Consider the following 11955-nt stretch of genomic DNA (forward strand, 5'->3'; position numbering starts at 1 on the left):
TGACGTCTATGAAACAGTTGTTCTTTATCCTGCTGGTCTCGCTTCTCTCCGTGACCGGGGTCGCCGCGCAGACCGCAGATGGCGGCGAAGGCGCGGTCGAAGGCGCCATGAATGCCGAAATTGCCAATCCGGAGATGGAGGGGTTCGATCCGCGCGCAGCGACCGGCGGAGCGCAGACGCTTGAGGATATCCTTGCGCGGCAAAACCAGCAGAAGATCGATGACAGTTTCCGCCGCAGCGAGATTGGCGACGCGCCGACCGAGAACCTCCCCGGCCAGCTCGCCCCCCGCGGTGGCGAGAGCGACAGTGAGATCTGGCGTGCCCTGCGCTACGGGCATGATTCTGTCTCGGTATCTGCGGGCGGCGACACGGCGCGGGTGCTCATTCAGGATGGCGGTATGCGCTGGCTGTCCTTCCGCGAAGGCCCGCTGGTGACCTATGGCCTCTGGGCGCTCGGCGGGATGCTGATCCTGCTAGCCCTTTTCTACCTGCTCCGTGGCCGCGTCCCCATCCAGGGAGGGAAGACAGGCACAACGATCCTGCGCTTTGCGTTCTTTGAGCGCATGTCACACTGGGTGCTGGCGGGGTCCTTTATCCTCTTGGGGATCACCGGGATCCTGTCCCTCATCGGCCGCAAGTTCATCGCGCCGACCTTTGGAAAGGACGCCAATGCCAGCCTTCTGGAGGGCACTAAATACATCCACGACAATGTGTCCTGGGCCTTCATGCTGTCACTCGTCGTGGTGTTCGTACTTTGGGTCGCACACAATATTCCCGACCGGCTAGACCTGAAATGGGTTGCCGAAGGCGGTGGTCTCTTCGGGGACAAGCACCCTCCGGCCAAGAAATTCAACGCGGGCCAAAAGATCATCTTCTGGTCGGTCATCCTGCTCGGGGGCTCGCTGTCCCTGTCGGGTCTTTCGCTGCTCTTTCCCTTTGAGCTGCCCCTCTTCGCCAAGACCTTCGGGATCATAAATGATCTGGGACTGCCGGGTCTGTTTGGTCTTGATCCTCTGCCCCGTGAGCTCGCGCCGCAGGAAGAGATGCAACTTGCCCAGTCGTGGCACGCCATTGTCGCCTTTGTCATGATGGCGATCATCCTCGGCCACATCTACATTGGCACGCTGGGCATGGAAGGCGCCTTTGACGCCATGGGAGATGGACAGGTGGACGAAGCCTGGGCCGAGCAGCACCATTCCATCTGGTACGAAAAGAAGAAAACCGCCGACGCTTCCTCCGGTACGCCCGCCGAATAACGCGGGCGGCCCTGACCCAGAGATTTCACGGAGTACGCCCTATGAAGGCCATGCTTGCTGGTTTCGCCGCCGTCATCGTGATCGGCTTCGGCGCGCATTTCATCCTCGCGGCGTTGGATCTGAGTTCGGCCAACGCCGAATCCTCGTCCAATGTCAGGCTGGGAGAAGCGGGACATTCCGAGTAGTCCCGCGTCGAGGGAGGGGAATCTTAGAAGATACCCTCTTCCTTCGCCAGCATCGCCGCCTGGGTGCGGTTGGCGACGCCTACCTTGCGATACATGGTCTTGATATGCAGCTTGACCGTCGGCTCGCTCAGATCGAGATCTCGGGCGATTTCCTTGTTGGACTTGCCTTCGGTCAGGCCCTCAAGGACCTGCAACTCACGGGCACTCAGCTTCTGCACGATCGGATGGTCCGAGTTGCCGCTCGACTCGATCATGAACTCAACCGGCGCAAACTTCTCGCCGGTGACCATGTACCGAATCGCGCTGATCATCGACTTCGCAGGCATGGTCTTTGGCACGAAACCGATTGCGCCCAAGGCCAGCGCCTGCTCTGCCGTGCTGCGATTGGCCTCGCCGGAGATGACGGCAACACGCAACCCTTTTTCCAGCGCTTTGCGCACGCCCTCCAGTCCTGACATCCCGGGCATCTTGAAATCAAGCAGAACAAGATCGAGCCCAGTAGCCGAATCGGCAATCTGCATGGCCTCCCCGAAAGAAGCGGCCGTCAGTGTTTCGATCCCCTCATTTGCAAGAAACGCTACCAGCGTGTCGCGCAACAGATCATGGTCATCGGCGATCAGAACACGCATGTTTTCAAACACCCTGCTGTATTAAAAGACATCATATTTGATCCCGCTTTGCTGACCCGCGCGTCTCAGACGTCAGGCTGACCGATACTTGGCCATCGTTACACTACAAAGTTTCCGCTTCCCTAAAGAGAACCCATACGAAATGCGGAAAATCACTCTTTCGTTAGTGTAACCTCTACACCACGTTAGAACATACCCTCCCCAAAAGGACAGGGCGTCCAAGAAAATTTTGCGGATCATATCGCAGTAGCGCAAGATACCGACACGAAGTAAGCAACTCCTATGCGATTAAGTGACTTGGTAATACCGTTTGGTTTAGTACATGGTCATTCAGTTATGAAATTTTATGGATCTGACCTGAATTCAACATGCCGCAGCGGATAGAATATCAGGCGGACGCGCCATCCTTACAGACCGGACGTGGACGGACGCTCCAGGTCATTATCGTTGTGACCTTGGGCCTGGCCTTGCTGGTCGGCGTTATTACAATGACGCGTGACGTGACAGAAAAGCTGAGCAAACTGGGCACTGCGTCGTCCGACAATCTCCTTTGGGGACTGGCCCAGGCCGAGGTTGAGTATCTCGAACTCATCGAGGCTATCGAACACACCGAAGGATCGAGCGACGAAAATATGGCGCCCCTGCGCCAGCAATTCGATGTGCTGTATAGTCGGATCGATACGCTCGCTACCGCGCCGACCTACGCCTGGCTGAGATCGCACACGGAGTTCAGGCAAACGCTGACGCAAATTGAGCTGTTTCTGTCTGAAACCATCCCTGTCATAGATGGCACAGATCTCGAATTGGCCAATAATATCGATGTTTTGCTTGGCCGTGCGCGCGAAGTGCATCCGGCCATCCGCAGTCTGGCGGTCAACGGTCTCGACAGGTTGGCGGTGGCCGCCGAGGCCGAACGGGATGCGGTGGCACTTGTTCTCTTTCGGCTCGCGCTTGTGTTGGCTGCGCTGGTTGGATTGTTGATCCTGATCTCAGGGTATCTGACCCGTATGAACATGCTGCGGAACCGGGAGAAGCGGCAACTCGCGCGGACCAGCCAGCGGATGAACATGATCGTCGGAACATCACTTGATGCCGTGGTGGTGGCTGACGAACACTGGCACATCATCGAGTTCAACGCTGCGGCCGAGGAGACGTTTGGCCTTTCGGCGGACCGGGCCGTCTCGATGCCCATGGGCACATTGCTGGCCGAGCGGCATGAAGATGGCAGGCCCATGGAAACGCCTCCAAAGCTCGTGGGACTAGGTCGCATCCGGCGTCGGGGACGGCATGCCGATGGCCATATTTTTCCATGTGAGATGTCGATCCAGTCGGTGGCCACGGATATGGGCCGCATCTACGTTGCATTCATGCGCGATATTTCGCGCCGCCAGCAAGCTGAACTGTCTCTTCGGCAAGCCCGGGATCAGGCATTGGCGGGCGAGCGTGCGAAATCAGAGTTTTTGGCATTGATGAGCCACGAGATCCGAACGCCGCTGAACGGTCTCCTCGGCAATCTCTCCCTGCTTCAGGATCGGTCGATGGGCCCGCAAGAGCGCAAACTCATCGGCAATATGGAGGTGTCCGGCAAGATCCTGCTTCAGCAAGTCAACAACGTCCTGGACATCACCAGATACGACTCGGGCGCAGATGTTCGCGCGGCGTATCCCGTGCACCTGCCGGGAATGGTCCGTGAGATCATGGACGGCCAGGAGGCGCTCGCAAGCATCCAAGGGACGACCCTGAATTGGAGGTGGGTCGGCGATGACGTCGATTGGATCGAGATTGATGGAGAACGGCTGCAGCACGTCCTCATCAATCTGGTGGGCAACGCGGTGAAGTTCACACGCGACGGCACAATAACGCTGGAACTGGAACAGACTAGTGTGGACGACGACCAGTCGATGCTTGAAATCCGTGTCATAGATACCGGCGTTGGCATTCCCCCCGATAAGCTCGAGTCGATCTTCTCCGATTTCGTCACCACTGGTGAGCTTTATGATCGGTTTGCCGGCGGGACCGGTTTGGGACTTGGGATCGTCAAGCGGTTCATCACCGGCCTTGGCGGAACGGTGAGCGTCGAGAGCAACCTGGGCGAGGGCAGCACATTTCGGCTCCGCCTGCCCGTCCGCCCGATTGCCCGGCCCGCCGAGCTCCCCATCGGCAAGGAGGCTCCGGCGCAGATTAACGTCGTCGAGCCCAAACAAATTCTTGTGGTCGAAGACAACACCATCAATCAGCAAGTAATCGGGGACCTGCTTCGGGAAGACGGTCACACGGTCAGCTTTGCCAGCAACGGCAAGCAAGGGGTCGAAGCTGCCGCCGCAGAGCAGTTCGATCTGATTTTCATGGACATCTCGATGCCCGAAATGGACGGACGGATGGCGACGCAGCGCATTCGCGGCTCGGACGGTCCGAACATGTCAACGCCGATCATCGCCCTGACCGCCAATGTCCTGCCCTCCGAGGTCGAGCAGTTTCTTAAAGACGGCCTGAACGATGTCCTCACCAAGCCGCTGAATCGGGAAAAAGTGCGTGCCATGATGGCGCGGCATTTTTCCGGCACTGAGCGCGCTAACGAACGAATTGACAGCTGGGAGGAGGACGATGACAGCGAGGCCGTGCTCGTTGATCTGGACCACCTCGAGGAGATGCGAACAGTTGTCGGCGGCTCAATCGTCGACCTGTTCCAGCGGTTCAGTCAAGAAATGGACGATACACTTGGCACAAAACTCCGTTCTGGCGACGAGCCGGACAGTCTGGCCCGCCATATGCACAACATGGCCGGCAGCGCTGCGATTTTCGGAGCAACCGATCTGGTGGCCACGCTTCAGGGCATGGAGCGCAGCTACCAGAAGGGCGAAGATCCCGGTTCCGAGACACTCCATCGGGTTTGGACGGATACCCACGCCATCCTGAGCGATTGCATTTGAATCCTGCGCAGGGGATAGCTTCCGAACGTTGCGGGCGGGAGAGGTATATGCGCGAAATCGATCTGAATGCCGATATGGGCGAAGCCTTTGGCGATTGGCGGATGGGCGATGATGAGAGCCTGCTCGGCATCGTCAGTTCAGCCAATATCGCATGCGGGTTCCACGCGGGAGACTGGGATGTGATGGCCCGTACCATGGCTGCGGCACAGGCCCACGGGGTGGGTCTCGGGGCGCATCCGGGTTTTCCCGACCTGCAGGGCTTTGGACGACGCAAGATGGCTATGCCTCCCGAGAGCGTCGGGCGGATGGTCCAATATCAGCTTGGCGCGGCGCAGGCGATGGCGCAGGCCGCAGGTGGACGGATCCGGCATCTCAAGCTCCACGGCGCGCTCTCCAACATGGCGATGACAGATGAGGCGTTGTCGCGGGCGGCTTATAAGGCCGCGCTGGACATTGACCCGGAGATTATCCTCGTCGTCCTTAGCGGAACGGTCATGGAACAGGTCGCCCGGGATCTGGGCGCCGCCTATGCGGGCGAGATCTTTGCCGATCGCGGCTACGCCGAAGACGGCACGCTGATCCCGCGCGGTCAACCCGGCGCGATGATCCACGATGCCGATGAGGCCGCCGACCGGATTCTTGATATGCTTGACGCAGGCGCGATTCTCACCGCCGGAGGCAATCGCATCGCCGCCCGGATCGACACGATCTGTGTCCATGGGGATGAGCCCACCGCCGTGGCCCTCGCGCGCCGCCTGCGCGAACGGCTGGAGGGGGCCGGGCTCGCCATCCGTCCCTTTGCCGGAGCGCGCTGAGGCGAGTCTCAACTGCAACGCCTCGCCACGACCTGACAGAGCCGCTTGCCCGTAAATCCCCCCTCCCCTAGAGAGGGCCAAAGGGGTTCTCATGCGCTTACTCATCACCAATGACGACGGCATCACCGCACCGGGGCTGAAAGTCCTCGACCGCATCGCGCGCGAGATCGCGGGGCCAGAGGGCGAGGTCTGGACCATCGCCCCGGCCTTTGAGCAGTCAGGCGTCGGGCACTGCATCTCCTACACCCGCCCCACCCTCGTCAGCAAACTGGAAGAGCGCCGTTACGCGGTCGAAGGCTCTCCCGCCGATTGTGTGCTGGCCGGGGTCCATGACATCATGCCCGAACGGCCTGATCTGGTGCTGTCCGGCGTGAATCGGGGCAATAATGCGGGCGAAAACGTACTCTATTCCGGGACCATTGGCGCGGCCATGGAGGCGGCCCTGCAAGGCTTGCCCGCCATCGCGCTCAGCCAGTTCTACGGCCCCCGCAACAAGGATCTCGACGACCCGTTCGAGCCTGCTACCCTTCACGGCACCGCAACCGTGCGTAAGATCCTCGATCATGGAATCTGGGACAGCGCGGATTACCGTTTGTTTTACAACGTGAACTTCCCCCCCTGCCCCGCCGTCGAAACCCAGGGGCTCGCCGTCACGACCCAGGGCTGGCGGACGAAGGCCGGGCACGCGGTTGCCCCCCATATCTCGCCTTCGGGGCGGCGGTTCCTCTATGTCACCGGCGGCCCTCAGAACGAGCGCACTGCGCCCGGAACGGATGTGGCCGCGAATATGGAAGACCGCATCTCCGTCACGCCCATGCGCTGCGATCTGACCGCCCATGACCTCGTGGACCGCCTTAGAGACACGCTCGAATGAGCTACGACGCCGAAGCCCGGATGCAGTTCCTGTTCACGCTGCGCTCGCGCGGCGTGCGCGATCCCCGTGTGTTGACGGCGATGGAAAAGGTTGACCGGCAGCTCTTTGTCGGTGGCGTCTTTGAGGCGCGCGCCTATGAGGACACGCCCCTGCCCATCGCCTGCGGCCAGACCATCTCGCAGCCGTCCATCGTCGGACTGATGACGCAGGCGCTGGACGTGCAGACGCGCGACAAGGTGCTGGAGGTGGGCACGGGCTCTGGCTATCAGGCCGCGATCCTCAGCCACCTGTGTCGTCGGGTCTACACTGTGGACCGGCACCGGCCCCTGGCCCGCTCGGCTCAGACCGTACTCGACCAGCTCGGCATCGCCAATGTCACCGTGCTGGCCGCCGATGGCGGGCGCGGATTGCCCGAACAGGCCCCGTTTGATCGCATTCTCGTGACCGCCGCTGCCGAGGACCCGCCGGGTCCGCTCTTGGCGCAGTTGCGGGTTGGCGGTAGCATGGTCGTGCCCGTCGGGCAGTCTGACCATGTGCAAACGCTGGTCAAGGTCACCCGACACGACACAGGCTATGATTACGAAGAGCTGGAGACCGTCCGCTTCGTGCCCCTCCTCGAAGGGGTGGAACTGGACTGATCCGACGATAACAACTCCGGCGAAGCGCGCAGAGACGCGCCGCCACAGGCAAAGAGGAAGAGCAGATGATCCGTTCGATCTGGCCCGTCGCGCTTGCCGGTCTCGTGGTGACCGGGTGTAGCGACACGACCGAGGGGTTTGACATCGACCTGCGCGATAACCTGGGCGACGCCTTCGACACCACCCCGGCGGTCGAGCAGGCGGTGGCCGCGCGGCCAAGCCCCGACAATCGCGGTGTGATTTCCTACCCAACCTATCAGGTGGCCGTGGCCCGACGGGGCGATACGGTGCAAACGATCGCGGCACGCGTGGGACTGCCGGCCCGTGAGCTGGCGAGTTATAACGGCGTGCCGGAGAACCAGGCACTGCGCCCCGGCGAGGTGATCGCCCTGCCCCGCCGCGTGTCCGAGCCATCGCCCGCAACCGGCGCGCCGGTCGCTGGTCCGATCCGCGTGGCCGAGCCGGTCGCGACGACATCGCTCGAAGACCGGGCGCAGGCGGCGATCAACGGTGCTCCTGTCCAGCCGGTGAAGGCGCGCGAGCCCGTGCGCCATCAGGTCCAGGCCGGCGAAACCGCGTTCTCTATCGCCCGTAAATACAATGTTCCGGTCAGGGCGCTGGCCGAGTGGAACAGCCTCGACAGCAACATGACCGTGCGCCGGGGATCGTATCTGCTGATCCCGGTGGCTGCGCCTGTCGCCAACCGCACGACACAGCCCGGACAGGGCACCGTCGCCCCGGTGCCTCCTTCGGCGGCGGCTCCTCTTCCGGCAGAAAACGCCACCCAGGCACCGCCAAAAGACACGCCGAAGCCTGCCAATCTGGCGCAAAACACCACATCGGCGTCGGCCAGCGGATCCAGACTGATTTATCCGGTACAGGGCGATGTTGTGCGCGCTTACTCCAAGGGCAAGAATGACGGCATCGACATTGCCGCGCCCGCTGGAGCTGCGGTGAAGGCCGCCGCAAGCGGCACCGTCGCCGCGATCACCCGCGACACCGATCAGGTGCCGATCCTCGTTCTGCGCCATGCCGGCAACCTGCTCACCGTCTATGCAGGTGTCGAGGGAATCACCGTGTCTAAAGGCGATACGGTAAAGCGTGGCCAGACCATCGCCAAAGTCCGGCGCCAGAGCCCGTCCGTCGTGCATTTCGAGGTGCGTGAAGGGTTCGAGAGCGCAGATCCCTCGAAGTATCTCGACTGAGGCGCCAGACCCGGAACCGAACCGCCGTGCTAACCGACCCGCCGAATTGGGCGGCAGGGTCGGGGGGAAAGGCCCGGATTTGGGTATTTGGGAACACAAAGACGACCGGAGGTCGCACGGCGGCCCTGCGTCTCAGCGCGGCGCCATCCGGATGGCGCCGTCGAGCCGGATGACCTCGCCATTGAGCATCGGATTGCGCAGGATCGATTCGACGAGCTGTGCGTATTCCTCCGGTCGTCCCAGACGCGGCGGAAAGGGCACCTGCGCTCCGAGGCTGTCCTGCACTTCCTGCGGCAAGCCCTTGAGCATCGGAGTCAGGAACAGGCCCGGTGCGATGCACATGACGCGGATGGCGTCGCGGGCGAATTCGCGCGCCAGCGGCAGGGTCAGAGCGGCAACGGCGCCCTTTGACGCCGCATAGGAGGCCTGCCCAATCTGCCCGTCATAAGCTGCCACGCTGGCCGTGTTCACGATCACCGCGCGCTCTTCGCCCAACGGTACCACGCCGGTCAGGGCTTCGGCAAAGCGGGTAATCACGTTCACCGTGCCAGTCAGGTTTACCTCGATCCCGCGGGTGAATTCCGCCAGTGGCAAACCCTTGCCATCGCGCCCGACAAGCTTGCCCGCCGGCACAACCCCGGCGCAGTTCACGAGGATCCGGGCCGGTCCATGAGTTTCGGCCGCGCGCGCGATGGCCTCTTTGACCCCCGCTTCGGAGGCGACATCGACCCCGATTCCCAAACCGCCGATCTGACTGGCCTGCGCCTCTGCCGCCTCCGCGTTCAGGTCGAAAACCGCGACCTTTGCGCCCAGCTCTGCAAGCCGGGTCGCCGTCGCGGCCCCGAGCCCCGACGCCGCGCCCGTGACGATGGCCGCCATTCCGTCAATCTGCATGTCGTCCTCCCGGTCTGACCTCAGAGACGGACACCCTTTCGTCCTGCGAGGTCGGTAAAGAACTGCCACGCGACCCGGCCCGAACGGGCCCCGCGCGTAACCTGCCATTCCAGCGCCTCGGCGCGCAGAGTCTCATCATCGACCTCGACCCCATAAGCCTCACAATAGCCGCGGATCATCGCGAGATACTCGTCCTGATCGCAGGGATGGAAGCCAAGCCAGAGGCCGAACCGATCCGACAGAGACACCTTTTCCTCGATAGCCTCCGACGGGTTGATCGCGGAGCTGCGCTCGTTCTCGATCATATCCCGCGGCATCAGATGGCGCCGGTTCGAGGTCGCGTAGAACAGCACATTCTCAGGACGCCCGGCAATGCCGCCATCGAGTACCGCCTTGAGCGATTTGTAGTGCTGGTCGTCGTGGCTAAAGGACAGGTCGTCACAGAACAGCAGGAACCGATAACCCGTCGCCGCACGCAGGACCGTCAGCAGATCCGCCACCGAGGGAAGATCCTCGCGCGCCAGCTCCACAATCTTCAGCGGGTGATCGTCACAAAGGGCGCCATGCACGGCTTTGACGAGGCTGGATTTCCCCATACCCCGCGCGCCCCAGAGAAGCGCGTTGTTCGCGGGCAGGCCGGCGGCAAACTGTCGGGTGTTCTCCAGCAGGATATTCCGCGCCCGGTCGATACCGACCAGCAGGTCCAGCGACACCCGTGAGACCTGCGGAACCGGCTCCAGCCGCCCCGGTCCCGTGTGCCAGAGAAACGCATCTGCCGCATCAAAATCAGGCATGTCGCCGGGGGGCGGGGAGAGACGTTCCAGCGCCTCGGCGATGCGGATCAGCGGGTCACTCACAGGCGCTTCGTCTCGTCTTCGGGTTCGTCCTCCGGCTCATCATCGCCCAGATCGTCGAAGTCGTAGAGATCTTCGTCCTCGCCCAGAATGCCTTCGGCGCGGAGCTCCTCGACACGCTTCTTCTCCACCCGACGGACGAGGAAGATGGACACCTCATAGAGCCCGTAGACCACGACAAAGAGGATCACTTGAGTGATCACATCCGGCGGAGTCACCAGCGCAGCGAGGACCAGAATGCCCACCACGGCAAATTTCCGCATATCCCCAAGGCCCCGCGCAGAAACCAGCCCGGCCTTGCCCATCAGGGTCAGGAGCACCGGCAACTGAAAGCAGAGGCCGAAGGCAACGATGAACTTGATCGTCAGGTTCAGGTACTCTTGGGCCGAGCCCTGAAACACCACCGAGAGCGGCGCGCTTTCTTCCGGCGTCACGGCCTCGCCTTCAGCACCAAACTGCTGGAAGCCAAGGAAGAAATCATAAGCCAGCGGCGTGACGACGTAGAACGCGAAAGCCGCGCCAGCCACGAACATGAAGGGCGACGCGATGAGGAAGGGCAAAAAGGCGCCCTTTTCCGATTTGTAGAGCCCCGGTGCCACGAACCGCCAGAGCTGGTGCGCGATGATCGGAAAGGACAGAAACAGGCCGCCCAGCAGGGAGACCTTGATCGCAACGAAGAATCCTTCTTGCGGCGAGATGAAAATCAGGTCGCAATCCTGCCCGCGCTCGGAGAGCACTTGACAGAGCGGCGCGGTCAGGAAGTTGAAAATCGGCGTCGCGACGGTGAAGCAGACCACCATCCCCGCCAGAAAGGCCAAGACGGCGCGGATCAGTCGGGTGCGTAGTTCGGCCAGATGTTCGATCAGCGGGGCGGCGGAATCGTCGATCTCGTCGCGGTCGGCGGCGCTCATTCGGATGTGTCTCCGGAGGTGAGGGGCGAGGCAGCGGCCGTGCCGGTGGTTTTCGCGGGACCGTCAGACGGCACCGGATCAGCATCACGAGCGGCGGCGCGCTCTGCGGCTGCAGCCTTGGCGCTCTCGGTCCGGGCGGCGCGATCCTCGGCCATGGCTTTGGTCGCCGGGCCGGGTTTCGCCGGGGAGGTCATCGGGTCCCATTTCTCGAACGCATCCGCAGCCTCGTTCAGCTTGTCGATGCCGTAGCGTTTGGGGTTCGAAAGCCCCTTCAGCTCATTGGCCGCATCGCGCACGCCCGACTCGTCAGCCGCGTCTTCCATGGCACGCTGGAACTCGCGCCCCATGGCACGCGCCTTGCCCATGAACCGGCCCAGGGCGCGAAACATGCCCGGCAAGTCCTTCGGCCCCACGACGATCAGTGCCGTGACGCCGATGACCAGCAATTCGGTCATTCCGATGTCGAACATCCAGCGGCCTCCGGCCTAAGGCGTCAGCTCTTGGTGCTGTCGGTGTCAGCGGTGGAGGTGTGCACGGCGGGGGCCGCGACCTCGTCCTTGGCCTCGATCTGCTTGGAGGATTTGTCCTCTTCGCCGCCTTCGCTCACGCCGCGCTTGAATGCGGTGATGCCCTTGCCGACTTCGCCCATCAGCGAGGAAATCTTGCCGCGGCCAAACAGGACCAGCACGACGATCGCGATGAGTAGAAGGCCGGGAAGACCGATATTGTTGAGCATGAGAAGTCCCTTCACGCGTGTCACTCAT

The 11955-nt window shown here is 62.2% G+C and carries 13 protein-coding genes; 7 read left to right on the forward strand and 6 right to left on the reverse strand.

Annotated elements, in window-relative coordinates; genetic code table 11:
* Positions 1–8: 8 nt before the first annotated feature.
* On the forward strand, positions 9–1256 hold the full coding sequence (locus FEV53_RS02315) for a formate dehydrogenase subunit gamma (protein WP_142833209.1): 1248 nt from the start codon (positions 9–11) through the stop codon (positions 1254–1256).
* A gap of 41 nt (positions 1257–1297) precedes the next feature.
* Positions 1298–1441: a hypothetical protein gene (locus FEV53_RS20740; protein WP_185962066.1), complete on the forward strand. Its 144-nt coding sequence runs from the start codon at positions 1298–1300 to the stop codon at positions 1439–1441.
* A gap of 23 nt (positions 1442–1464) precedes the next feature.
* Here FEV53_RS20740 and FEV53_RS02320 read toward each other — a convergent pair whose 3' ends face one another.
* The gene (locus tag FEV53_RS02320; protein WP_142833210.1) at positions 1465–2070 is read right to left on the reverse strand and encodes a response regulator transcription factor; all 606 of its coding nucleotides are present in this window, start codon (positions 2068–2070) and stop codon (positions 1465–1467) included.
* A gap of 368 nt (positions 2071–2438) precedes the next feature.
* On the opposite strand from FEV53_RS02320, the gene FEV53_RS02325 reads away from it, so the two are divergent.
* From FEV53_RS02325 to FEV53_RS02345, 5 genes are all read left to right on the forward strand, one after another.
* Positions 2439–5000: a hybrid sensor histidine kinase/response regulator gene (locus tag FEV53_RS02325; protein WP_142833211.1), complete on the forward strand. Its 2562-nt coding sequence runs from the start codon at positions 2439–2441 to the stop codon at positions 4998–5000.
* A 47-nt stretch (positions 5001–5047) separates the two neighbouring features.
* Entirely contained in the window at positions 5048–5815 is a 768-nt protein-coding gene (locus tag FEV53_RS02330) for a LamB/YcsF family protein (protein WP_142833212.1), read from the forward strand.
* A 91-nt stretch (positions 5816–5906) separates the two neighbouring features.
* Positions 5907–6689 carry a 5'/3'-nucleotidase SurE gene (surE, locus tag FEV53_RS02335; RefSeq protein ID WP_142833213.1) on the forward strand — a complete coding sequence of 261 codons (783 nt, stop codon included), beginning with the start codon at positions 5907–5909 and terminating at the stop codon, positions 6687–6689.
* On the forward strand, positions 6686–7327 hold the full coding sequence (locus tag FEV53_RS02340) for a protein-L-isoaspartate(D-aspartate) O-methyltransferase (protein ID WP_142833214.1): 642 nt from the start codon (positions 6686–6688) through the stop codon (positions 7325–7327). Before surE ends, FEV53_RS02340 begins: the two co-directional genes overlap by 4 nt.
* 65 nt (positions 7328–7392) lie before the next feature.
* A complete protein-coding gene (locus FEV53_RS02345; RefSeq protein WP_142833215.1) occupies positions 7393–8532 on the forward strand; it encodes a M23 family metallopeptidase in 1140 nt (379 codons plus the stop codon).
* Positions 8533–8664: 132 nt separating this feature from the next.
* Here the strand turns inward: FEV53_RS02345 and FEV53_RS02350 are convergent, their stop codons facing one another.
* The 5 genes from FEV53_RS02350 to FEV53_RS02370 are packed head-to-tail and all read right to left on the reverse strand — an operon-like array spanning position 8665 to position 11927.
* On the reverse strand, positions 8665–9426 hold the full coding sequence (locus tag FEV53_RS02350) for an SDR family NAD(P)-dependent oxidoreductase (RefSeq protein WP_142833216.1): 762 nt from the start codon (positions 9424–9426) through the stop codon (positions 8665–8667).
* A 20-nt stretch (positions 9427–9446) separates the two neighbouring features.
* Positions 9447–10283 carry an ATP-binding protein gene (locus tag FEV53_RS02355; RefSeq protein ID WP_142833217.1) on the reverse strand — a complete coding sequence of 279 codons (837 nt, stop codon included), beginning with the start codon at positions 10281–10283 and terminating at the stop codon, positions 9447–9449.
* On the reverse strand, positions 10280–11191 hold the full coding sequence (gene tatC, locus FEV53_RS02360; RefSeq protein WP_142833218.1) for a twin-arginine translocase subunit TatC: 912 nt from the start codon (positions 11189–11191) through the stop codon (positions 10280–10282). Before tatC ends, FEV53_RS02355 begins: the two co-directional genes overlap by 4 nt.
* Positions 11188–11661: a Sec-independent protein translocase protein TatB gene (gene tatB / locus FEV53_RS02365; protein WP_142833219.1), complete on the reverse strand. Its 474-nt coding sequence runs from the start codon at positions 11659–11661 to the stop codon at positions 11188–11190. The genes tatC and tatB overlap by 4 nt, the downstream gene beginning before the upstream one ends.
* Before the next feature lie 23 nt (positions 11662–11684).
* Positions 11685–11927 (reverse strand): twin-arginine translocase TatA/TatE family subunit, encoded by a 243-nt coding sequence (locus tag FEV53_RS02370; RefSeq protein ID WP_142833220.1) that lies wholly within the window; start codon positions 11925–11927, stop codon positions 11685–11687.
* Between the last annotated feature and the right edge of the window lie 28 nt (positions 11928–11955).

It is taken from the genome of Palleronia caenipelagi (assembly GCF_007004065.1).
Lineage (GTDB): Bacteria > Pseudomonadota > Alphaproteobacteria > Rhodobacterales > Rhodobacteraceae > Palleronia > Palleronia caenipelagi.

Excerpts from the sequence above, each read along its gene's own strand:
- FEV53_RS02345 (WP_142833215.1), top strand. The coding sequence starts at position 7,393 with ATGATCCGTTCGATCTGGCCCGTCGCGCTTGCCGGTCTCGTGGTGACC.
- FEV53_RS02340 (WP_142833214.1), top strand. The coding sequence starts at position 6,686 with ATGAGCTACGACGCCGAAGCCCGGATGCAGTTCCTGTTCACGCTGCGC.
- surE (WP_142833213.1), top strand. The coding sequence starts at position 5,907 with ATGCGCTTACTCATCACCAATGACGACGGCATCACCGCACCGGGGCTG.
- FEV53_RS02325 (WP_142833211.1), top strand. The coding sequence starts at position 2,439 with ATGCCGCAGCGGATAGAATATCAGGCGGACGCGCCATCCTTACAGACC.
- FEV53_RS02315 (WP_142833209.1), top strand. The coding sequence starts at position 9 with ATGAAACAGTTGTTCTTTATCCTGCTGGTCTCGCTTCTCTCCGTGACC.
- FEV53_RS02350 (WP_142833216.1), bottom strand. The coding sequence starts at position 9,426 with ATGCAGATTGACGGAATGGCGGCCATCGTCACGGGCGCGGCGTCGGGG.
- tatC (WP_142833218.1), bottom strand. The coding sequence starts at position 11,191 with ATGAGCGCCGCCGACCGCGACGAGATCGACGATTCCGCCGCCCCGCTG.
- tatB (WP_142833219.1), bottom strand. The coding sequence starts at position 11,661 with ATGTTCGACATCGGAATGACCGAATTGCTGGTCATCGGCGTCACGGCA.
- FEV53_RS20740 (WP_185962066.1), top strand. The coding sequence starts at position 1,298 with ATGAAGGCCATGCTTGCTGGTTTCGCCGCCGTCATCGTGATCGGCTTC.
- FEV53_RS02370 (WP_142833220.1), bottom strand. The coding sequence starts at position 11,927 with ATGCTCAACAATATCGGTCTTCCCGGCCTTCTACTCATCGCGATCGTC.
- FEV53_RS02320 (WP_142833210.1), bottom strand. The coding sequence starts at position 2,070 with ATGCGTGTTCTGATCGCCGATGACCATGATCTGTTGCGCGACACGCTG.
- FEV53_RS02330 (WP_142833212.1), top strand. The coding sequence starts at position 5,048 with ATGCGCGAAATCGATCTGAATGCCGATATGGGCGAAGCCTTTGGCGAT.